Below are 20,293 nucleotides of genomic sequence, written 5' to 3'. Positions count from 1 at the left end.
CCCTAGCTGAAGTTGTGTCAGCCCTCCGGCTGTTTGCCGTGGACCGTGGCCGCGAGCGCCCCGTGGAAGTCGGCGAGTATCGCGGTCATCTTGGGCGCGAGCGCCCGGAGCACCTCGGGATCGGGCTCACCGGGGGTGTGCAGGGCCTGCCGGATCGTGTGCGCCAGCAGCGCGGCGGTGGTGTGGTCGTCGCGCGTGCCGGCGACCGGGCCCAGCATCGGCATCAGGTAGAAGCCGGTCTGCACGGCCGACATCAGCTGCCGCTGGCTCTCCAGGTCCAGGTCGGTGCGGACGAGACCGTGCTCGCGCAGCAGGTGGAACATGTCGCCGAACAGGTCCGTCTTGACCCGCACCAGCGGCTGGATGCTGGGGTCGAGCACCAGGTCGCCCAGCATCTCGACGTTCCGGCTGAACATGGCCCGCAGCAGCGGCCGCTTCATCACACCCAGGTACACCATCTGCGCCTGCTCGGCCGGCAGCATCATCATCGGATCCCGCCGCAGCGCGTCCAGCATCTCCGCGGTCATCGCCACCGACTCCCGCACCAGCACGCTCATGAACAGCTCGGTGCGGTTGCGGAAGTGCAGGTAGACCGTCCCCTTGCCGATGCCGGCCTGCTTGGCGACGTCCTCGATCGTCACCCGCTTGTAGCCCCAGCGCAGCACCAGTTCGGCGGCCGCGTCCAGGATCCGCTCGCCGCGTTCGTGGTCGGTGCCGGGCATGAGCGTCGCTCCCTTTTGACTCGTGACCAGATTTCTTATCCGGTCACGAGTCACGGTAGACCCGCCCGACGAGGCCGTCAACGCCTTTCGTGTGACACCCCGGCGAGTTGTTCTGCTTGTCCGCGCACGGATCGGACGGTTCCGTTGCGGGTATGCGAATCTCCAGGTCGAGCCGCCTCGCCGTGGTGGCCGCCGTCTTAGTCGCTCTCGCCGCCGCCGTCCCGGCGGCCGCTTCCCCCCGCGTCGTCGGCGGCGAAAGGGCGAGCATCGTGGAGTACCCGTGGGTCGTCTACCTGACCGACTCGACCGGGTTCCAGTTCTGCGGCGGCACCGTGGTCGCGGCCACCAAGGTGTTGACCGCGGCGCACTGCCTGGCCAACCAGCGGGCGGACAACCTGCGGGTGGTCGTCGGCCGCGAGGACAAGAGGACCACCGACGGCCGGGTGGTCAACGCCCAGTCGGTGTGGGTGTCCCCGAACTACCGGGGCGACCCCACCGGCGGCTCCGACTTCGCGGTGATCACGTTGAGCCGCAGGGTCAACGTGCCGGCGCTGCCACTGGCGTCGGACAACACCCTCTACCAGCCCAACGCCATGGCGACGGTGCTGGGATGGGGCATGACCAAGGAGTCGGGCGAGGCGTCGGAGTACCTGATGCAGGCGGCCGTCCCGCTGGACTCGGACACCGCCTGCACGGCGGCGTACCAGCAGTACCGCGCATCGGCGATGGTGTGCGCGGGCTACCAGCAGGGCGGCGTCGACACGTGTCAGGGCGACTCCGGCGGACCGCTGGAGATCAACGGGGTGCTGGTCGGCATCACGTCCTTCGGCGACGGGTGCGCCCGTCCCGGCAAGTACGGCGTCTACACCCGCGTGGCGTCGTACGTGACGGCCATCGAGGGCGAACTCGACCGGTGACACCGACGCGGCGGCGCCCGTCCCGTGCACGCGGGGCGGGCGCCGTTCGCTTTTCCCTTACGCCACGACCAGTCCGACCGAGATGGTGAAGAACGCGGCCGCCGACACGGCGTCCAGCGCGGTGGTGACGCCCTTGCGCTGGAGCCGCCGCGACATCCGGCCGGCGGCCAGCACGATGGTCGCCTCCCAGCACGCGGCCAGCACGAGGAACAGCGCGCCGAGCACCCCGAGCTGGAGCACGGCGTCACCCGATCCGATGAATTGCGGCAGGAACGCCAGGGAGAACAGCAGCATCTTCGGGTTCATCAGGTTGGACAGGAAGCCCTGCCGGAAGGGATGGGCCACCGCGACCGGTTCGTCCGACTCGGCGCGGCGCGGCCGGAGCAGCCCGCGGACGATCTGCGCGGCGAGGAACGCCAGGTAGGCGGCCCCGAGCCAGCGCAGGATCTGGAGCAACGCCGGGTAACCGGCGAGCAGCGCGCCGAGGCCGGAGACGACCAGCGCGATCTGCACCGCGCTCGCGGTGTGCACGCCGGCCAGCGCCCGCAGCCCGGCCCGCGCGCCGGCCCGCAGCGACGTCCTGAGCAGCAGGAACGCGTCCATGCCGGGCGTGATGATCACGACCAGGCAGGCGAGCAGGAAGGCGGGCAGGGGGGCGACGTCGAACTTCACGTGAAAACTCCGGTCCAAGCGGGCCGTCAGCGAACAAAAACCCGCTCGCGGGCTTGCTGACGGAAGATTCTTCGTACTTATGAGATCTTAACGGGAGATTTTCCTGCCTTGACACGTTCGGGTGAGTGATCTCGCTCGCGTCCCACCCGGTGCGGTGGATCGGCTACGGTTCGTGTCCTCCCCCTCCCCTGTAGGAGTGCTCGCCGTGCCCATGCATGTCCGGCGGTCGGCCGCCGTCCTCGCCTCGCTGCTGCTCAGTGCTGGATCCATCTGGGCCGCCCCCGCGTACGCGTCCACCGCCACGCCCCGGATCGTCGGCGGCGACGACGCCAGCACGACCGCCACACCGTGGGTCGTCGCGCTCACCACCGACGGCGGCCAGTTCTTCTGCGGCGGCACGCTCGTGGCCCCGACCAAGGTCGTCACGGCCGCGCACTGCGTGACCGAGGCGCTGGCCACCGGCGGCATGACCACCAAGTCCCCGTCCTCGCTGCGGGTCGTCGCCGGCCGCACCGACCTGCGCACCAGGGACGGCATGCAGGTGCGGATCGCCTCGGTGTGGGCGGACCCGGGCTTCCGCGACGTCGGTACCGGCCACGACGTCGCCGTGCTGACATTGGCCCGCGAGGTGCCGTACCGGACGCTGCCGCTGGTCGCGGCCGGCGACACGTCCGGCTACGCGCCGGGCACGCCGGCCGCGGTGCTCGGCTGGGGCCGCGTCGGCGAGTCCGCCGCGCCGTCGCCGACGCTCAAGTCCGTGCAGGTGCCGATGGTGGCCGACAAGACGTGCGCCACCGAGGAGGCCGACTTCGACGCCGGCAGCATGGTGTGCGCCGGCTACCCGAACGGCGGCAAGGACGCCTGTGCCGGCGACTCGGGTGGCCCGCTGGTGGTGGACGGACGGCTGGTCGGTGTCGTCTCGTGGGGCGACGGCTGCGCCCGCGCCGGCAAGCCCGGTGTGTACACGCGGCTCACCAGCTACCGAGACGAGGTGTCTGCCCAGTTGGGCGCGTGATACCAAGTGGTATGACGCTTCACGCCACCCTGCGCCGCGAGTGGGCGGCCGACCTGACCCAGCAGCAGCTCTACGACCTGCTGCGGCTGCGGGTCGATGTCTTCGTCGTCGAGCAGAAGGCCCCGTACCCCGAGCTCGACGGCCGCGACCTGGAACAGGCCACCCGCCACTTCTGGCTGGCCGGCGACGACGGCCGGGTGCTGGCCACGCTCCGCCTGCTGGAGGACAAGCCGGGCGAGTTCCGGATCGGGCGGGTCTGCACCGCCGCCGACGCGCGCGGCAACGGCCTGTCCGGGCGGCTGATGGACGCCGCGGTGGCCGAGATCGGGTCCGCGCCGAGCGTGCTCGACGCCCAGGTCACCGTGAAGGACTTCTACGCCCGCTACGGCTATGTGACCGAGGGTGAGGAGTACCTGGAGGACGGCATCCCGCACATCGTGATGCGCCGCAACGGCTGACAATCCGTCAGGTCGACGGGGGAACACGGGTGACGTTCGGTCACGAACAAACGCACCTCTCGTGTGGTGACCGGGCGTTGGCCGCTGACTAGCGTCCACTGTGGATTCAATCCCGAGTTCACGGAGGATCGATGTCGTCCAGCAGCAGACTCCTGGCCGTGTCGGCAGTGATCGCCGCCGGCATGGCCCTCGGCGCGGCGGTCGCGCCCGCGTCGCCCGCGCCCGCCGCTCTCGGCTGTCGTCCCGACTCCGTCCACAACCCCTGGTTCACGCTGAGCGTGAAGCGCGCGCTGCTCAGCTGCGACGTCGTGGAGGTCGGCGTGAGCGGCGGCGGCGCCATCCCGCCGGGCGGCGCGGATCTCAGCGTGTGGGGGCCGGACAACTTCCAGCACCTCACGCACGCCGAGGCGGGCATGTACAAGACCGTGTGGCGCGGCGACCACGTCCCCGGCGCGCAGTGGTGCGCGAGCTTCGTAGGTGACGCCGGGGAGATCTGCCTGACGTCCTGACTAGCGCCCCGGCGCGGTGCGGGTGATCACGTCGACCGCGTGGTCCAGGTCGGCGGTGGTCAGGTCGGCGCGGGCGGTCAGTCGCAGCCGCGAGATCTGGTCCGGCACCGACGGCGGCCGGAAGCAGCCGACGACCACACCCGCGGTGCGGCAGTCGTTCGCCCAGGCGACGGCGGCCTCCGGGGACGGCGCCCGGACCGACACCACGGCCGCGGTCGGCGTGCTCGCGTGCAGGCCGGCCGCGGTCAGACGCTCGGTCAGGTCCAGGGCGTTCCGCCGCGCCTTGCCGGCCAGCTCGGGCTCCTCCTTGAGCACCCGCAGCGCCGTCAGCGCGGCCGCGGCGCTGCCCGGGGCGAGGCCGGTGTCGAAGATGAAGCTGCGCGCGGTGTCGACCATGTGCTTGATCACCCGGCGGGGGCCGAGGATCGCGCCGCCCTGCGCGCCCAGCGACTTGGACAGCGTCAGCGTCATCACCACGTTCGGCGATCCGGCCAGGCCGGCGTCGTGCACCGCGCCCTTGCCCTCGTCGCCGATCACGCCGAAGCCGTGCGCGTCGTCGACCAGCAGCGCCGCGCCGTGCTTCCCGCACGCCTCGGCCAGCTGCGGCAGCGGCGCGAGGTCGCCGTCCACGGAAAACACCGAGTCGGTGACGACCAGCGCTCGCTCGGTCTTGCGGGTCGCGAGGGCGTTCGCGGCGGCCGCGACGTCACAGTGCGCGACGACCGCGACGTTCGCCTTGGACAGGCGGGTCCCGTCGATCAGGGAGGCGTGGATCAGCTTGTCGGCGACGATCGCCGACTCCGGGCCGCTCAGCGCCGCGACGGCGGCCAGGTTCGCCATGAAACCGGACGAGAACACCAGCGCCGCCTGCATCCCGCAGAACGAGGCCAGCTCCAGCTCCAGCTCGGTGTGCAGCTCGGTGGAGCCGGTGACCAGGCGCGATCCCGTGGAACCGGCCCCCCACTTCAGCGCCGCCGCCGCGGCCGCGCCCGCCACCCGCTTGTCCTTCGCCAGGCCGAGGTAGTCGTTGCTGGCCAGGTCGAGCGCGTCCGAGCCGGCGGCGCGGGGGCGGAGCTGGCGGGTCAGGCCGGCGTCCTGCCGGGCCTGCGACCGGGCGTCGATCCAGTCGAAGACGGCCTCGGGTGCGGGGAAGGGGCTGCTGGCGGTCACGCGCGCCAGTCTCGCATCAGGCCACTGGCGGGCCGCCACTAGCTCGTCTTCCCCTAGGCACCCACCTCCACCACCTCCTGGATCCGCGACACGTCCCGGCCCGGCGGCTCGCCGAACAGCCGCCGGTACTCCCGGCTGAACTGCGACGGGCTGTCGTACCCGACCGCGTAGCCCACCGCGGCCACGTCGTCCGGCTCGGCGATCAGCCGCAGCCGCGCGTGCTGGAGCCGTAGCTGCTTCTGGTACTGGAGCGGGCTCATCGCCGTCACCGCCTTGAAGTGCCGGTTCAGCGTGGCGACGCTCACGCCCACCTCGTCGGCCAGGTCGGCGATGCGGATCGTCCGGTCGAACCGCTGGGTGATCCACTTCGTGGCCCGCCCGACCAGCGACACCCGGCTGTCCTCGACGCCGATCCGCCGCACCGCCGCCCCGCGCGGGCCGGTCATCAGCCGCCAGTGGATCTCCCGCTCGACCCCGGCGCCCAGCACCGCGTAGTCCGCGGGCCGGTCCAGCAGCCGGAGCAGGCGCACCACCGCGTCCAGCAACTCCTCGTCGGCGTCCGCGGTCACGATGCCGCTGCTGACATCGTCGTCACGACCGCTGCCGCCCGTCTCCAGCAACAGCTCCGTGATCACCGACTTGCGCAGCGGCAACCCCAGCGCGATGAACGGCTCCCGCGGGCTCGCCTCGATGATCCGCCCCATCACCGGCAGCTCCAGCGAGGCGATCAGGTACTGCCCGGCGCGGTACTCGTACACCCGGTCCGCGAGCGTCGTCTGCTTCGCACCCTGCGCCACCAACGCCAGCACCGGCGTCGTGATGCCGCCCGTGCCGGTGAGCGCGCACGTGGTGACGGCCGCCGTCATGCCCTCGATCCACACCGGCCGAGTGGTGCTCGCATGCAGCCGGGTGATCCGCTCGGCCAGCTCCCGCAACGTGTCCCGCATGTCCCCATCTTCACCGAAGTTGCGCAGATCGTGCAACGCGCGGATCTGATCGTTCTAGGAGCGACCCGGGTTCGCTGGTGGAATGGAAGGAGCAACTGATCGGATCATTCAACTGGAGCGTGTGGCATGTCGCTGGACTCGTACGTCACCCTCGGCCGGTCCGGCCTGCGGGTCAGCCCGTTCACCCTGGGCACGATGACCTTCGGCGAGGACTTCGGCTGGGGCAGCAGCCCCGAGGTGTCGGCCGACATCCTGGCCGCCTACCTCGACCGCGGCGGCAACTCGATCGACACCGCCAACATCTACACCGCCGGCCACTCCGAGCGGATCATCGGCGACTACCTCGCCGCCCACCCGGGCCTGCGCGACGGCGTGGTGCTGGGCACCAAGTTCTTCGGCAACCTGCGGGCCGGCGACCCCAACGGCGGCGGTGTCGGCCGCAAGGCGATCGTGCAGCAGCTGGAGAACTCGCTGCGCCGGCTGCGCACCGACTACGTCGACCTCTACTGGGTGCACAACTACGACCCGACCACGCCGATCGAGGAGACCATGCGGACCCTCGACGACCTGGTGACCGCCGGCAAGATCCGGTACGTCGGCCTGTCCGACCTGCCGGCGTGGAGGGTCGCCGAGGCGGCGCTGACGTCCCGCTTCCACGACCGCGTGCCGATCACCGCGTTGCAGCTGGAGTACTCGCTGCTGGAGCGCACCTCCGAGGGCGAGCTGCTGCCGGCCGCGCAGCACCTGGGCATCGGCGTGCTGCCGTGGAGCCCGCTCAAGAACGGCTTCCTGTCCGGCAAGTACTCCAGCGCCCGACCGAGCACCACCGCCCGCGGCAACAACGGCTACTTCCAGCCGCCGACCGCCGAGGAGTACGTGGTGATCGACGCCGTCAACGACATCGCCGCGGAGATCGGCGCCAGCTCGGCGGCGGTCGCGCTGGCCTGGGTGCAGGGCCGGCCGGGCATCACGTCGACCATCATCGGCGCCCGCACGCTGGAGCAGTTCACCGCCAACATCGCCGGCCTGGACCTCGTCCTCGGCGACGAGCACCGGGCCCGCCTGGACGAGCTGTCCGCGCCGACGCTCGACTTCCCGGCGGCGGCCAACCTGCACGCGCCGATGATGCAGTTCGGCGGAATGTCGGTGGACGGCATCCGCCCACCGGCCCATCCGGCGTTGGTGCCGGTCGAGGCGTGAGGACGCCCCGGGCAGAATGCGCGGATGCGAGTCGACGCCGAGCGCAACCACCGGGTCATCGTCGAGGCGGCCGGTGACCTGTTCTGCCAGCACGGCCCGAAGGTGTCGATGGACGCCATCGCGGCTGCCGCCGGCGTCGGCAAGGGCACCCTGTTCCGCCGGTTCGGCGACCGCGACGGCCTGGTCCGCGCGGTCGTCGAGGAACGGACCGAGGCGTGGTGGCAGGAGGCGCACCGGCGGGCCGTGGACCGGACCGTCCCGGCCAGGGACCGCGCGATCCGGTTCGTGGACGACGTGTTCGACCTGGTCGTGCTGCGGCTGCGGCCGCTGATGGCCACGATGGAGCGGTCCGAGTGCGCCGACGGCACGCCGCCGCGCTGGATCACCCAGCTGGCCGAGCTGATCGCGGAGGTCCGGCCGGCGGCCGACGCCGACTTCCTGGCCAGGGCGATCATCGGCAGCATGCGCAGCGAGATGGTGCAGGCGGGGCGGGAGAACGCACTCAGGGTGAATGTGCTGGCCCTTACGACGAGCGTGTTGGGTGATTGACCCCCGCTGACCTCACGGGACCACACTGGGCGGTCGGTTCGCTGCTCAGCGTGGAGGAGCCATGACCCTGCGCCGCCTGCTCACAGCCGCGGTTGTCGTCCTCACATCCCTCGTCTGCCTAGGCACGGGCGCCGCCGCCGCGGCGACGCCCACCTACTCCCGCTACGTCGCCCTCGGCGACTCGTACACCTCCGGCCCGTTCATCCCGTTCCTGCGCCTCGATCCCATCGGGTGCGTCCGCTCCACCAACAACTACCCGGCGCTGCTCGCCGCGACTCTGCACGTGAGCAGCTACACCGACGTCAGCTGCGGCGGCGCGGACACCACCAACATGACCGCCGCGCAGAGCGTGCCGCTGTTCGGCACGAACCCGCCGCAGTTCAACGCCCTGCGCGCGGACACCGACCTCGTCACGGTCGGCATCGGCGGCAACGACGACGGCGTGTTCGGCAACGTCGTCGGCACCTGTCCCGGTCTGCGTGCCTCCGATCCCACTGGCGCGCCGTGCAAGGCGCACTTCACCGTGAACGGGCAGGACACGCTGCTGGCGAGCATCGCCGCCACGCAGGGCAGGGTGACGGCCGTGGTGCAGGGCATCCACCAGCGCTCGCCGCACGCGAGGGTGCTGGTCATCGGCTACCCGCGTATCGCGCCGCCGACCGGCACCTGCCCGGACGTGCTGCCCTTCGCCGACGGCGACTACCCGTACCTGGACAGCATCGAGCATGCGCTCAACGCCGCCGTGTCCAACGCCGCGGCGGCCGCGAACGCGACGTACGTCGACACGTACGGGCCGTCGCTCGGGCACGACGCGTGCGCGGGCGACAACGCCTGGGTCCAGGGGCAGTCGTTCGACCTGTTCGCCGCCTACCCGTACCACCCGCGCAAGGCCGGCATGGTCGGCGAGGCGGGCATCATCGCCGGCGTCCTCGGCGCGAGCCGCGTCGTGACGACGGTGACGCCACACGCGCCGACCGCGAGTGTGAGCACCCTCACGGCGCTGGCCCACGCCCTGGTCAAGGGCTGATTCACCGCCTCGCTGCCGGCGGGCATGCAACTAGACTGCCCGCCGACAGCGAGGTGTGTGCGAGGAACCCGGTGCGAGTCCGGGACGGTCCCGCCACTGTGACCTGGCCGCAGTCGAGTTGACTACGGCCCGGGAGTCAGGAACTCGGCCCCTCGTCCGCCGGACCCGGGCGTGGACACCCGAGGAAGGACTTGGCATGGCACCCCGCTTCCCGTTCTCGGCGGTCGTCGGCCACGACGACCTACGACTGTCGCTGCTGCTCAACGCGGTGCACCCGGCCATCGGCGGCGTGCTCGTGCGCGGCGAGAAGGGCACCGCCAAGTCGACCATCGTGCGGGCGCTCGCCGCGCTGCTGCCGGACCTGGACGTGGTGCCGGGCTGCCGGTTCGCGTGCGACCCGGCCAACCCCGACCCCGACTGCCCGGACGGCCCGCACGGCGCGGGCGCCGACCGTCGGCCGTCACGGCTGGTGGAGCTGCCGGTCGGTGCCACGGAGGACCGCCTGGTCGGCTCGCTGGACCTGGAGCGGGCGCTGACCGAGGGCGTGCGCGCGTACCAGCCGGGTCTGCTGGCGGCCGCGCACCGCGGCGTCCTGTACGTGGACGAGGTCAACCTCCTGCACGACCACCTCGTGGACCTGCTGCTGGATGCGGCGGCGATGGGGCGTGCGCACGTGGAGCGCGAGGGCGTGTCCGTGTCGCACGCGGCGTCGTTCCTGCTCGTGGGCACGATGAACCCCGAGGAGGGGGAGCTACGCCCGCAGCTGCTGGACCGCTTCGGGCTCACGGTGCAGGTGCTGGCGTCACGGGACGTCTCGACCCGTACGGAGGTCATCCGCCGGCGTCTGTCGTACGAGGCGGACCCCGCGGGCTTCGCGGCGGATTGGGCGGACGCGGATGCGGAGCTCGCGGCGCGGATCGTGAAGGCACGCGCGGAGCTGCCGAACGTGGTGCTGCCGGACACGGAGCTGCGCCGGATCGCGGCCGTGTGCGCGGCGTTCGAGGTGGACGGCATGCGTGCGGACCTGGTGGTGGCCCGCACGGCCAGCGCGCACTGCGCGTGGCGCGGGGCGAACACCGTCACCGAGGAGGACGTGGAGATCGCGGTCCGGCTGGCGCTGCCGCACCGCCGCCGGCGAGACCCGTTCGACGAGCCCGGTGTCGACGAGCAGCAGCTGCAAGAGGCGATGCAGCAGGCCTCCGCCGAGATCGACGACGACCCGGACGATGACCCCGACGGCGGCGAGAGCCCACCGGAATCGCAGGCGCCGCAACAACAGCAACAGCAGCAAGGCGAGGGCAAGGCGCCGAAGGACCAGGCCCCGGCCGCGCCCTCGTCGGCGTTCAAGGCCCGGCTGTTGCAGGTTCCCGGTGTCGGCGAGGGCGCTCCCGGGCGACGGTCCCGTGCGCGGTCGACCGGCGGTCGCACGGTGCGTTCCTCCACCGTGGACGGTCACGGCCTGCACCTCATCGGCACTGTCACCGCTGCCGCCCCGCACCAGCGGGCGCGTGGGCGTGACGGCGCGGGGCTCCGGCTCACGGGCGAGGATCTGCGACTCGCCGTGCGTGAGGGCAAGGAAGGCAACCTCGTCCTGTTCGCCGTCGACGCCTCCGGCTCCATGGCCGCACGGCAGCGCATGTCGGCGGTGAGCGGCGCTGTGCTGTCGCTGCTGCGTGACGCGTATCAGCGGCGGGACAAGGTCGGCGTGGTGACGTTCCGCGGCACCGAGGCGCAGGTGGCGCTGCCGCCGACGTCGTCCGTGGACGCCGCGGTGGCCCGCCTGCGCAAGCTCCGCACCGGCGGCCGCACGCCGCTGGCGGACGGTTTGTTGAAGGCGCACAAGGTGTTGTCGGTGGAACGCCTGCGCGATCCGCGCCGGCGACCGCTGCTGGTCGTCGTCACGGACGGCCGCGCCACCGCCGCGCGTCCCGGGCACGACCCCGTGCAGGATTCGCTCAGGGCGGCGGCGATGCTCGCGGCCGACGGCGTCGCCACGGTGGTGGTGGACTGCGAGAACGGGCCCGTCCGGCTCGGCCTCGCCGACAAGCTGGCGACGGCGCTGGACGGCGTCTGCCTGCGGTTGGAACAGCTGTCGGCCGAGCAGGTGGCCGGTGTGGTGCGAGCGACGAGGGCGGCCTGACATGCCACAGGGAAAGCCGGAAGTCGTCCCCGCCGACGGCCTGACCACCAGGCAGCGCCGCAACCGGCCGCTGGTCGTCGTGCACACCGGCGTGATGAAGGGCAAGTCCACCGCCGCCTTCGGGCTGGCCCTGCGCGGCTGGAACCAGGGCTGGTCCATCGGCGTATTCCAGTTCGTGAAATCGGCGAAGTGGAAGGTCGGCGAGGAGGCCGCGTTCCGGGCGCTGGGCGAGGTGCACGAGCGCACCGGCCAGGGCGGCCCGGTGGCGTGGCACAAGATGGGCGAGGGCTGGTCGTGGACCCGCAAGCCCGGCAGCGACGAGGACCACGCCGCCGCCGCGCTGGAGGGCTGGCGGGAGATCCAGCGCCGGCTCGCCGCCGAGGAGCACGGCCTGTACGTGCTCGACGAGTTCACCTACCCCCTGAAGTGGGGCTGGGTCGACGTCGACGAGGTGGTGGCCACGCTGCGCGACCGCCCCGGCTTCCAGCACGTCGTGATCACCGGCCGGAACGCGCCGGAGAAGCTGGTGGACGCCGCCGACCTCGTGGTGGAGATGACCAAGGTCAAGCACCCCATGGACGCCGGCCAGAAGGGCCAGCGGGGGATCGAGTGGTAGCCAGGCTGGTGATCGCCGCGCCGTCGTCGGGCAGCGGCAAGACCACGGTGGCCACCGGGCTGATGGCCGCGCTGCGGCGGCGCGGCGGCCGGGTGGCCCCGTTCAAGGTCGGCCCGGACTACATCGACCCCGGCTACCACACGCTGGCCGCCGGCCGGCCCGGCCGGAACCTCGACCCGGTGCTGGTCGGCGAGGAGCGGATCGCGCCGCTGTGCCGGCACGGCTCGCACGGCGCCGACATCGCCGTGATCGAGGGCGTGATGGGCCTGTTCGACGGCCGCATCGGAACGGACGGCTTCGGTTCCACCGCCCATGTGGCGTCGTTGTTGCAGGCGCCGGTCGTGCTGGTGGTCGACGGCCGGGGGCAGGGCCGCAGCCTCGCGGCTCTCCTGCACGGGTTCCGTTCCTACGACGCCACCGTCCGCCTGGCCGGAGTGATCCTGAACCAGGTCGGGTCGGAGCGGCACGAGCAGGTGCTGACCGAGGCATGCGACGAGATCGGCCTCGACGTGCTGGGGGTCGTGCGGCGGTCGCAGGGGTTGGAGGTGCCGTCGCGGCACCTCGGTCTCGTTACCGCCGCGGAGCACGGATCCGTTGCGGTGCAAGCGGTCGAGGCGATGGCGGACTCCGTTGCCGCCGGCGTGGACCTGGACGAGGTGTCCGCGCTGGCGGCGACCGCGCCGTCGTTGACGGCGCAACCGTGGTCGCCGGACGTCGATCCGGTGAGCGCCCGGCCCGTCGTCGCGGTGGCCGGGGGATCGGCCTTCACGTTCGGGTACGCCGAACACGTGGAGCTGCTCAAGGCGGCCGGCGCGCAGGTGGCCGTGGTGGATCCGTTGCGGGACAAGGAACTCCCCGATGGAACCGCCGGTCTCGTGCTGCCGGGCGGCTTCCCCGAGCAGCACGCCGCCGAGCTGTCCGCGAACGACTCGCTGCGGCGGGAGGTCGCCGAGCTGGCCGCCAGCGGCGCGCCTGTGCACGCCGAATGCGGCGGCCTGCTCTACCTCGCGCGGGAACTCGACGGCCTGCCGATGTGCGGCGTGCTGCCGGCCGTAGCGGCCATGACTTCCCGACTGACCCTCGGGTACCGCGACGCTCTAGCCCCGGTCGAGTCAACATTGCACTCGATCGGGGACCGGGTGACGGGACACGAGTTCCACCGCACCGCCGTCACGCCCCGGCACGGCGACCAACCGGCGTGGCGGTGGCGCGACGCCGAGCCCGAGGGCTTCGTCCACGGCGGCGTGCACGCCTCCTACCTGCACACACATCCGGCCGGCGCCCCGCAGGCCATCAGGCGGTTCGTCGAAAGGTGCACGAAGTGAGACTGGTCGGACTCGGCGTCGGCCCCGGCGACCCGGAGCTGCTCACCCTCGCCGGCCTGCGCGAGCTCAAGGCGGCCGGCCGCGTCTTCGTGCCGGTGATGTCGACCGAGGAGGAGGGCCGCTCGGAGGCCGTGGTCCGCGCGCACCTGCCGGTCGACGCCCCGATCGAGCGACTGGTGTTCGCGCTCAACGACGACGTGCGCGGTTCACAACAACGTCGTAACGAACTGTGGGACGCCGCGGGCACGCGAGTCGCCGAACATCTGCGCGAAAAGGGCGGCAGCGCGGTGTTCGCGACCATCGGCGACCCGATGATCTACTCCACTTTCACCTACCTCGCGGCCACCGTTCGGCGGTTGCTGCCCGAGGTGGAAGTGGTCCTCAGCCCCGGCATCACCGCCATGCAGGCGGCCGCCAGCACCGCCGGACTCCATCTGGTCGAGGGCGTCGAGTCGCTCACCCTGGTGCCCGTGACCCGAGAGGTGACCGGGCTGCGGGCGGCCTTGCGGGGTGGCGGTACGGTCGTCGCCTACAAGGGCGGCCGTCGTCTCGACGAGCTGAAAGCCGAGATCGTGGCCGCCGGGGCGCTGGACCGCTCGGTGTACGCCGAGCATCTCGGCACGGATCGGGCGCGGGTGCTCCCCCTGTCCGATGTGGACGAGTCGGTTGCTGCGCCGTACTTGTCCACGGTCGTGATACTTCCGCCCCGAGGCGGGAGAGGGGAGCAGTTGTGAAGTCGGGGTTGGTGTCCTTCGTCGGCGCGGGTCCGGGCGCCGCCGATCTGATCACCGTGCGCGGCGCACGCAGGTTGGCCGACGCGGACGTGGTGGTCTGGGCGCCGAGTCTGGTCGACGCCGAGTGCGTCCGCGAGCACGTGCGTGCCGACGCCGAGCTGATCGACCTGTCGCGAACCGGCGGGGACGACGTCGTGGAGCTGTTCCGGCGGGCCGCGCGGGACAAGCTCCAGGTGGTCCGGATGATCACCGGCGACCCGGTGCTCTGGGGCGCGGTGCGCGACCAGGTCGACGCCTGCCGCCGGATCGGCGTCGAGACCGAGATCGTGCCGGGCGTGTCGCAGGTGTCGGCGGCGGTGTCCGCGGTCGGCCGCGAGCTGACCGATGTGGACCAGTCGGTGATCCTCACCCGGGTGGACGCCACCGCGCTGCCGGACGCCACCCAGATCCGCCAGCTCGCCGGGCACGGCGCGACGATGGGCGTCTTCGTGGCGGCGGCCCGCACCGCGCAGCTCGTCGAGGAGCTCACCGAGGGCGGCTACGGCGCGGACACGCCGGTCGTGGTGGCGTACAAGACGACGTGGCCGGACGAGCTGCTGCTGAACACCACGCTCGGCGAGCTGGAGGCGACCGTCAAGCAGCGCAAGCTGTGGCGGCACACGCTGTTCCTGGTGGGCAAGGCGATGGCCCCGGGCACCAAGGCCCGCTACCGCCGCACGGAGAGCGCCGAGCCGGTCGAGGAGGCCCTGGAGCCGGGTAGCGAGCGCGCCGCGCGCCGGACCTCCTGGTCGGCGCGGGCCGGCCGCACCAACCGCATCGCCGCAGCACGTAGCGAGGTGCCGGTGCAGGCGTCCGGCGAGACCTCGCAGGCCGCCTGGCGCGCGGTGCACAACTGGCAGGCCGACGCCCGGACCAAGGCGCCCGCGCCGAAGGCCGCGGCCAAGCAGCCGGACGCCGACCAGACCAGCCTGGACGACGTGGCGGCCGAGGAGCCGCAGAAGGTGACCGTGTCCCCGGCGGCGATCAAGCCCGCCGCCCCGCGGACCACGGCCAGGACCAACCAGACCGGGGCCACCAAGCCGACCGCGAAGCAGCAGCCGGCCAAGGCACGGACCACGCAGGCGAAGAGGACACGCAAGAGCGGGTGAGCTGATGACGATCACCGTGATCGGGGTGGACGGGGCCGCGCTGCCGCCCGGCGGCGAGGCGCTGCTGGACAAGGCGACCCTGGTCGTCGGCGGTCGTCGGCACCTGGAGCTGCACGTCCGCAACGGCGCCACCACCATCGAGCTGGGGGCGCTGGACAAGGCGCTGGAGGCGCTGGCCGCGCACACCGCCGAGCATGGGCCGGCGGTGGTGCTCGCCTCCGGCGACCCGGGCTACTTCGGCGTGCTGAGGGCGTTGCGGGACAAGGGAATCCGGCCGCAGGTGGTGCCGGCCCCGTCCAGCGTGCAGCGGCTGGCCGCGCTCGTCGGCCGGCCGTGGGACGACGTCACGGTGGTCAGCGCGCACGGCCGCGGGCTGCGCCAGGCGCTGAACGTCTGCCGCGCGCGGCCCGCGGTCGCGGTGCTGACCGCGCCCGGCGCGGGCCCGGCGGAGCTGGCGGCCGGGCTGACCGGCTGGCGGCGGACCTTCGTGGTGGCCGAGGACATCGGCGGCGACGAAATTCTGTCCACTGTGGACGCCGCCGATGCCGCCCGTCGGACGTGGCGGGAGCCGAATGTCGTGCTGTGCCTTGCCGATCCGGACGCGGTCGCGCCGCGCGGCTGGCTGGCCGGCGGCGAGCCGCTGCCCGGCACGAGCGGGTGGGCGCTGCCGGAGGACGACTTCGCGCACCGCGACGGCATGGTGACCAAGGCCGAGGTCCGGGCGCTGGCGCTGGCCAAGCTCGCGCCCGCGCCGGGCACGCTGATCTGGGACGTGGGCGCGGGATCAGGCTCCGTCGCGGTGGAATGCGCGCGGTTCGGCGCGGCGGTCGTCGCCGTGGAGCGGGATCCCGTGCAGTGCGTGCGGATCATCGCCAACGTCACCACGCACGGCGTGGACGTGCGGGTGGTGGAGGCGGAGTTCCTGGCCGCCGTGCACGGAATGCCCGAGCCGGACGCGATCTTCGTCGGCGGCGGCGGGACGAAGGTGGTGCGGGCGGCGGCCAGCGTCGGCGCACCGCGGATGGTGGTGTCGCTGGCGGCGGTGGACCGGGTCGCGCCGGCGCGGGATGCGTTGCGGGAGAGCGGTTACCGGGTCGAGGGCGTGCAGCTGTCGGCGTCCCGGCTGGCCGACCTGCCCGACGGGTCGAGCCGGCTGTCGGCGGTCAACCCGGTGACGGTGTTGTGGGGAGTGCGGTCATGATCGGGTTGTTCGCCATCGACGCGGAGCAGCGCAAGCTCGCCGTCGAGCTGTCGACGAAACTGGGCCGGGACACCGTGGTCGCGGACGGCCCCGTGCACCAGGCCGTGCACCGGATGTGGGGCAAGCTGGGCTCGGCGGTGCTGCTGATGCCGACCGGCGCGGCCGTCCGCAGCATCGCGCCGATGCTGGTGCAGGACGAGTCCTCGCCGGCGGTCGTGTGTGTCACCGAGGGCTTCGTCGTGGTGCTGGCCGGCGGCAGCTCCGGCGGGGCCAACGCGCTCGCCGACCGCATCGCCGAGGTGCTCGACCTGACGATGGTGCAGTCCAGCGGCAGCGACAACACCGGCGACACCGTGCTGGAGCAGCTGGTCGAGCAGCTCGACGCCACCGTGGACGGCGACATCGCCGAGTGCGCGGCGGCGATGCTCGACGGCGAGCCGATCCGGCTGCTCAACCCGATGGGCTACGAGCTGCCGCCGATGCCCGACAACGTCGGCCAGACACACGCCGCACGCTGGACGATTCTGATCGACGACCGGTTGGCCGAGCCGGCGGCCGACGGCGAGCTGCTGCGCATCGTGCCGCGCACGCTGGTGGTCGGGCTCGGCGCGTCCACGGGCGTGTCCGGCGACGAGGTCACCTCCGTGCTGTCCATGCTGGAGTGGGACTTCGGGCTGGACCTGCGCGCGGTGCGGGCGTTCGCGAGCATCGACCTCAAGGCCCGCGAGGAGGGCGTGCTCCAGGCGTTGGAGGACTGGAACTTCTGGCACGGCCAGGGCAGCATCGGCGAGGCCCCGCCGAAGCTGCTCACCTACCCGGCCGACACGCTGTCCACTGTGGACGTTCCCAACCCGAGTCCGGTGGTGCAGCGGGAGACCGGCACGCCCAGCGTCGCCGAGGCCGCCGCGCTCTACGCGGCTGCGGAGATGGCCGAGGGGCGGGCCGTGGAACTGGTGGTGCCGAAGGCGAAAGGCGTGAACGTCACCGTCGCCGCGGCCCGCATCAGGCCATAGGGCGTCGCACGGCCGGGTGAACCGTCGGCCAGCCTGTGTCCGATGCCGGCGCACGACCGGTAGACACGGACCGTGCGCCCCTGGACCCGATACTGGCTGACGTCCGCCGTCGCCGTCCCCGCAGCGCTGGCGCTGGTCGGCATCGCCGTGCAGGGCGGCGACATCGAACGCCAGATCAGCGCCGAATCGTCGAAGGCGTTGAACGGCGTGGGCGACGTGGTGGTCAGCGGCCGGGACGTGACGCTGGTCGGCGTGCCGTTCGAGCGGATCCCGGCGGCCAAGGAAGTCGTGCAGGCGCTGCCCGGCGTGCGGACGGTGAGCGCGCGCGAGCCGGCGTTGGCGCCGTTGACGATCGCCGTCGACGACAGCCAGGTCGTGGTCACCGGCACCACCCAGCGGGACGCGTGGCGCAAGCAGTATCTCCAGGTGATCGGGGAGTACACGCACGGCCGCACGCTCGTCGACCACACCACGACCAGCCCCGACACCGACTTCGCGATGACCACGACCGCGGTCGCCGCCCTGGTGTCGGTGCTGACGCAGGCGCCGGGCACGGACGTGAAGGTGTCCGTCGTGGACGGTCGGGTGGTGCTGGACGGGGTGCAGCCGGACGCCGCGCGCAAGGCCAGCACCGCCAAGCTGCTCGGGCGGCTGTACGGCAGCGGTGTCGTTGTGGACAAGACCAGGAGTGCCTGATGACGTGGTTGTTCGGCCAGGTTTTTGTGCTGTGCCTGGTGTCCTTCGTGGCCGGCTCGGCCGTCACCGCCGCCGGGTTCCTGGCGCGGCGCCGGTTCGCGGCGCCGGAGCCGGCCGAGGAGCCCACCGGCGAGCGGAAGATCGTCGAGATGGAGCCGGGGGAGTGAGGGCGCTGCTGGTCGCGGCGCTGATGCTGCTGTCGGCCGGCGTGGCCGCCGCCGACACCGGCCTGCACGACTGCGGCGCCCGGCTCGGCGACCGCTCCGCGACGGGCTGGTGCCACGGCACCGGGGCGTTCGCCATGGACGTGACCTGCGTCGACGGGCACGTCGAGCGGAGCGGCACGGTGTACATCGAGGACGGCTACGGCCTGGTCAGCGCTTCCTGCTTCGACCGACCCCGGGACGCGCGGATCGTCGTGAAATCCTGACCCGTGTGACCGACCAGCAGCTTGCCGTCCTGCGGTCCCGGGTGGACACCGCGCACCTGCCGCCGTTGACCCGGGCCGTCGTGGAACGCGTGATCCTCACCACGGCCGACCCGACCTGGCTCGGCGACCTCGTGCTGGACGAGCAGGCGCTGGCCGCCGGCCGGGACGCGTTGGGCGCGGGCGGACCGCTGGTCGTGGACGTCCGGATGTTGGCGGCGGCCGTCGCGCCGCGTGACGCCGTCATCGGGCTGGACATGCCGGGTGTCGCCGAGCTGGCCAAGGCCGAGGGGACAACCCGGTCCGCGGCCGGGATTCGGTTGGCTGCCAGGGCTTTTCCCGACGGCGCGGTGTGGGCTGTGGGCAACGCGCCGACGGCGTTGCAGGAGATCCTGCGGCTGGCGGCCGCCGGATCGCTGCGGCCGGCGCTGGTGATCGGCATTCCGGTCGGCTTCGTCGGGTCCGTCGACGCCAAGGCCGCGCTGCGGCGCTCCGGGCTGCCGGCGGCCAGCTCCGCCACCGAGCGCGGGGGCGCGGCGATCGCCGGTTCCGTGGTCAACGCGCTGGTCGACGCATGGCAGGCTGACGCCCATGTCCGTTGAGCAGCACTACCTGGTCGGACTCGACCTGGCCGGCCGGCGCGTGGTGGTCGTCGGCGGCGGCACCGTCGCTCAGCGCCGGCTGCCGCGCCTGGTCGCGTCCGGCGCCGCCGTCGAGGTGATCGCGCCGCATGTCACGCCGGCGGTACAGGGCTTGGCCGACGCCGGCGAGCTGACCTGGCACCCGCGGCCGTACGCCGACGGCGACCTGGACGGCGCCTGGTACGTCGTCACCTGCACGCAGGTGACCGAGGTCAACGAGGCCGTCGCCGCCGAGGCCGAGCGCCGCCGGATCTTCTGCGTGCGCTCCGATGCCGGCACCCAGGGCAGCGCCGTCACACCGGCCGTCGGCGAGCACGACGGGCTGCTGGTCGGTGTGCTGTCCGGCGGCCAGCCCCGGCGCTCCGCCGCGGTGCGGGACGGCGTGCTCACCGCCCTGCGTACGGGCGCGGTCGTCGACCGTCCGGAGAAGCCCCGCGAGGGCGGTGTCGCGCTGGTCGGCGGAGGTCCCGGCGACCCGGAGCTGATCACCGTGCGCGGTCGGCGGCTGCTGTCGCTGGCCGACGTCGTGGTCGTGGACCGGCTCGGGCCCATGCAGCTGCTGGACGAGCTGCCGCCGCACGTGCGCGTGGTGGACGCGGCCAAGATCCCCTACGGCCGGTCGGCCAGCCAGGACGTGATCAACTCGACGCTGATCGAGGAGGCCAAGGCCGGCAGGTTCGTGGTCCGGCTCAAGGGCGGCGACCCGTACCTGTTCGGGCGGGGCTTCGAGGAGCTGCTGGCCTGCGCCGACGCCGGCGTGCCGGTGACCATCGTGCCCGGCGTGACCAGCGCCTTCGGCGTGCCGGCGGTGGCCGGCGTGCCCGTCACCCACCGGGGCGTCGCGCACGAGGTGGTCGTGGTGTCCGGGCACGTTGCCCCCGACGACCCCCGCTCGCTGGTGGACTGGCCCGCGCTGGCCCGGCTCAAGGGCACCCTGGTGCTGCTGATGGCCGTCGAACGCATCCGTGCCTTCGCCGACGCCCTGCTGAGTGGCCGCCCCGCCGACACCCCCGTAGCGGTGATCCAGGAAGGCACCACCCGCTCCGAGCGCATTCTGCGCACGACTCTCTCCGAGGTCGCGGACCGCGTGCTCGCCGAAGAAATCCGCCCCCCGGCCATCGTCGTCATCGGCCCCGTAGCCGCCCTGGGCGACCACCTCCACTGAA

At 72.6% G+C, this 20,293-nt stretch carries 23 protein-coding genes and 1 riboswitch; of the genes, 19 read left to right on the top strand and 4 right to left on the bottom strand.

Annotated features, from left to right (window positions below):
* Positions 1-17: 17 nt before the first annotated feature.
* Positions 18-722 carry a TetR/AcrR family transcriptional regulator gene (locus tag BCF44_RS11795; protein WP_116174202.1) on the bottom strand — a complete coding sequence of 235 codons (705 nt, stop codon included), beginning with the start codon at positions 720-722 and terminating at the stop codon, positions 18-20.
* A gap of 152 nt (positions 723-874) precedes the next feature.
* On the opposite strand from BCF44_RS11795, the gene BCF44_RS11790 reads away from it, so the two are divergent.
* On the top strand, positions 875-1,639 hold the full coding sequence (locus BCF44_RS11790; RefSeq protein ID WP_116174201.1) for a S1 family peptidase: 765 nt from the start codon (positions 875-877) through the stop codon (positions 1,637-1,639).
* A 57-nt stretch (positions 1,640-1,696) separates the two neighbouring features.
* Here the strand turns inward: BCF44_RS11790 and BCF44_RS11785 are convergent, their stop codons facing one another.
* Positions 1,697-2,311 (bottom strand): LysE family translocator, encoded by a 615-nt coding sequence (locus tag BCF44_RS11785; protein ID WP_116174200.1) that lies wholly within the window; start codon positions 2,309-2,311, stop codon positions 1,697-1,699.
* A 211-nt stretch (positions 2,312-2,522) separates the two neighbouring features.
* Between BCF44_RS11785 and BCF44_RS11780 the strand changes: the two genes are divergently transcribed.
* From BCF44_RS11780 to BCF44_RS11770, 3 genes are all read left to right on the top strand, one after another.
* Complete coding sequence (locus tag BCF44_RS11780) at positions 2,523-3,326, top strand: S1 family peptidase (RefSeq protein ID WP_116174199.1); 804 nt, start codon at positions 2,523-2,525, stop codon at positions 3,324-3,326.
* An 11-nt stretch (positions 3,327-3,337) separates the two neighbouring features.
* On the top strand, positions 3,338-3,784 hold the full coding sequence (locus BCF44_RS11775) for a GNAT family N-acetyltransferase (protein ID WP_116174198.1): 447 nt from the start codon (positions 3,338-3,340) through the stop codon (positions 3,782-3,784).
* A gap of 158 nt (positions 3,785-3,942) precedes the next feature.
* Positions 3,943-4,293 (top strand): hypothetical protein, encoded by a 351-nt coding sequence (locus BCF44_RS11770; RefSeq protein ID WP_147328467.1) that lies wholly within the window; start codon positions 3,943-3,945, stop codon positions 4,291-4,293.
* Here the strand turns inward: BCF44_RS11770 and BCF44_RS11765 are convergent, their stop codons facing one another.
* Positions 4,294-5,463, bottom strand: a complete 1,170-nt coding sequence (locus tag BCF44_RS11765; RefSeq protein WP_116174196.1) for an 8-amino-7-oxononanoate synthase — start codon at positions 5,461-5,463, stop codon at positions 4,294-4,296.
* Positions 5,464-5,516: 53 nt separating this feature from the next.
* Entirely contained in the window at positions 5,517-6,410 is an 894-nt protein-coding gene (locus BCF44_RS11760) for an AraC family transcriptional regulator (RefSeq protein WP_116174195.1), read from the bottom strand.
* A gap of 126 nt (positions 6,411-6,536) precedes the next feature.
* On the opposite strand from BCF44_RS11760, the gene BCF44_RS11755 reads away from it, so the two are divergent.
* The 15 genes from BCF44_RS11755 (at position 6,537) to cobA (ending at position 20,292) form a co-directional block, all read left to right on the top strand.
* Positions 6,537-7,610, top strand: coding sequence for an aldo/keto reductase (locus BCF44_RS11755; protein WP_116174194.1), 1,074 nt, complete (start codon positions 6,537-6,539; stop codon positions 7,608-7,610).
* A gap of 24 nt (positions 7,611-7,634) precedes the next feature.
* Positions 7,635-8,159 carry a TetR/AcrR family transcriptional regulator gene (locus BCF44_RS11750; protein ID WP_116174193.1) on the top strand — a complete coding sequence of 175 codons (525 nt, stop codon included), beginning with the start codon at positions 7,635-7,637 and terminating at the stop codon, positions 8,157-8,159.
* 61 nt (positions 8,160-8,220) lie between these two features.
* A complete protein-coding gene (locus BCF44_RS11745; RefSeq protein ID WP_116174192.1) occupies positions 8,221-9,186 on the top strand; it encodes an SGNH/GDSL hydrolase family protein in 966 nt (321 codons plus the stop codon).
* A 61-nt stretch (positions 9,187-9,247) separates the two neighbouring features.
* Positions 9,248-9,332, top strand: a riboswitch (cobalamin riboswitch).
* A 50-nt stretch (positions 9,333-9,382) separates the two neighbouring features.
* On the top strand, positions 9,383-11,326 hold the full coding sequence (locus BCF44_RS11740) for a putative cobaltochelatase (protein WP_116174191.1): 1,944 nt from the start codon (positions 9,383-9,385) through the stop codon (positions 11,324-11,326).
* Between the two features lies 1 nt (position 11,327).
* Positions 11,328-11,942 (top strand): cob(I)yrinic acid a,c-diamide adenosyltransferase, encoded by a 615-nt coding sequence (gene cobO, locus BCF44_RS11735; protein WP_116174190.1) that lies wholly within the window; start codon positions 11,328-11,330, stop codon positions 11,940-11,942.
* On the top strand, positions 11,936-13,267 hold the full coding sequence (locus BCF44_RS11730) for a cobyrinic acid a,c-diamide synthase CobB (protein WP_116174189.1): 1,332 nt from the start codon (positions 11,936-11,938) through the stop codon (positions 13,265-13,267). The genes cobO and BCF44_RS11730 overlap by 7 nt, the downstream gene beginning before the upstream one ends.
* Positions 13,264-14,001 (top strand): precorrin-2 C(20)-methyltransferase, encoded by a 738-nt coding sequence (gene cobI / locus BCF44_RS11725; protein WP_116174188.1) that lies wholly within the window; start codon positions 13,264-13,266, stop codon positions 13,999-14,001. Before BCF44_RS11730 ends, cobI begins: the two co-directional genes overlap by 4 nt.
* The gene (locus BCF44_RS11720) at positions 13,998-15,149 is read left to right on the top strand and encodes a cobalt-precorrin-4/precorrin-4 C(11)-methyltransferase (RefSeq protein ID WP_116174187.1); all 1,152 of its coding nucleotides are present in this window, start codon (positions 13,998-14,000) and stop codon (positions 15,147-15,149) included. Before cobI ends, BCF44_RS11720 begins: the two co-directional genes overlap by 4 nt.
* A gap of 4 nt (positions 15,150-15,153) precedes the next feature.
* Entirely contained in the window at positions 15,154-16,350 is a 1,197-nt protein-coding gene (gene cbiE, locus BCF44_RS11715; RefSeq protein WP_116174186.1) for a precorrin-6y C5,15-methyltransferase (decarboxylating) subunit CbiE, read from the top strand.
* On the top strand, positions 16,347-17,363 hold the full coding sequence (locus BCF44_RS11710) for a cobalamin biosynthesis protein (protein WP_116174185.1): 1,017 nt from the start codon (positions 16,347-16,349) through the stop codon (positions 17,361-17,363). The genes cbiE and BCF44_RS11710 overlap by 4 nt, the downstream gene beginning before the upstream one ends.
* Before the next feature lie 72 nt (positions 17,364-17,435).
* Positions 17,436-18,059 (top strand): hypothetical protein, encoded by a 624-nt coding sequence (locus BCF44_RS11705; protein WP_116174184.1) that lies wholly within the window; start codon positions 17,436-17,438, stop codon positions 18,057-18,059.
* A complete protein-coding gene (locus tag BCF44_RS55420; RefSeq protein ID WP_170217489.1) occupies positions 18,059-18,226 on the top strand; it encodes a hypothetical protein in 168 nt (55 codons plus the stop codon). The genes BCF44_RS11705 and BCF44_RS55420 overlap by 1 nt, the downstream gene beginning before the upstream one ends.
* Positions 18,223-18,489 carry a hypothetical protein gene (locus BCF44_RS55415; RefSeq protein WP_170217487.1) on the top strand — a complete coding sequence of 89 codons (267 nt, stop codon included), beginning with the start codon at positions 18,223-18,225 and terminating at the stop codon, positions 18,487-18,489. The genes BCF44_RS55420 and BCF44_RS55415 overlap by 4 nt, the downstream gene beginning before the upstream one ends.
* Before the next feature lie 5 nt (positions 18,490-18,494).
* Positions 18,495-19,088: a precorrin-8X methylmutase gene (locus BCF44_RS11700; protein WP_246014954.1), complete on the top strand. Its 594-nt coding sequence runs from the start codon at positions 18,495-18,497 to the stop codon at positions 19,086-19,088.
* Positions 19,078-20,292, top strand: coding sequence for a uroporphyrinogen-III C-methyltransferase (cobA, locus tag BCF44_RS11695; RefSeq protein ID WP_116174183.1), 1,215 nt, complete (start codon positions 19,078-19,080; stop codon positions 20,290-20,292). Before BCF44_RS11700 ends, cobA begins: the two co-directional genes overlap by 11 nt.
* The last annotated feature ends 1 nt before the right edge of the window (position 20,293 follow it).

It is taken from the genome of Kutzneria buriramensis (genome assembly GCF_003387475.1).
GTDB lineage: Bacteria > Actinomycetota > Actinomycetes > Mycobacteriales > Pseudonocardiaceae > Kutzneria > Kutzneria buriramensis.
The sequence above is the reverse complement of the archived record's forward strand: the minus strand, read 5'-3'. Positions and strand labels throughout refer to the sequence as shown.

Excerpts from the sequence above, each read along its gene's own strand:
- BCF44_RS11795 (WP_116174202.1), bottom strand. The coding sequence starts at position 722 with ATGCCCGGCACCGACCACGAACGCGGCGAGCGGATCCTGGACGCGGCC.
- BCF44_RS11790 (WP_116174201.1), top strand. The coding sequence starts at position 875 with ATGCGAATCTCCAGGTCGAGCCGCCTCGCCGTGGTGGCCGCCGTCTTA.
- BCF44_RS11780 (WP_116174199.1), top strand. The coding sequence starts at position 2,523 with ATGCATGTCCGGCGGTCGGCCGCCGTCCTCGCCTCGCTGCTGCTCAGT.
- BCF44_RS11775 (WP_116174198.1), top strand. The coding sequence starts at position 3,338 with ATGACGCTTCACGCCACCCTGCGCCGCGAGTGGGCGGCCGACCTGACC.
- BCF44_RS11760 (WP_116174195.1), bottom strand. The coding sequence starts at position 6,410 with ATGCGGGACACGTTGCGGGAGCTGGCCGAGCGGATCACCCGGCTGCAT.
- BCF44_RS11755 (WP_116174194.1), top strand. The coding sequence starts at position 6,537 with ATGTCGCTGGACTCGTACGTCACCCTCGGCCGGTCCGGCCTGCGGGTC.
- BCF44_RS11750 (WP_116174193.1), top strand. The coding sequence starts at position 7,635 with ATGCGAGTCGACGCCGAGCGCAACCACCGGGTCATCGTCGAGGCGGCC.
- BCF44_RS11745 (WP_116174192.1), top strand. The coding sequence starts at position 8,221 with ATGACCCTGCGCCGCCTGCTCACAGCCGCGGTTGTCGTCCTCACATCC.
- BCF44_RS11740 (WP_116174191.1), top strand. The coding sequence starts at position 9,383 with ATGGCACCCCGCTTCCCGTTCTCGGCGGTCGTCGGCCACGACGACCTA.
- cobO (WP_116174190.1), top strand. The coding sequence starts at position 11,328 with ATGCCACAGGGAAAGCCGGAAGTCGTCCCCGCCGACGGCCTGACCACC.
- cbiE (WP_116174186.1), top strand. The coding sequence starts at position 15,154 with ATGACGATCACCGTGATCGGGGTGGACGGGGCCGCGCTGCCGCCCGGC.
- BCF44_RS11710 (WP_116174185.1), top strand. The coding sequence starts at position 16,347 with ATGATCGGGTTGTTCGCCATCGACGCGGAGCAGCGCAAGCTCGCCGTC.
- BCF44_RS55420 (WP_170217489.1), top strand. The coding sequence starts at position 18,059 with ATGACGTGGTTGTTCGGCCAGGTTTTTGTGCTGTGCCTGGTGTCCTTC.
- cobA (WP_116174183.1), top strand. The coding sequence starts at position 19,078 with ATGTCCGTTGAGCAGCACTACCTGGTCGGACTCGACCTGGCCGGCCGG.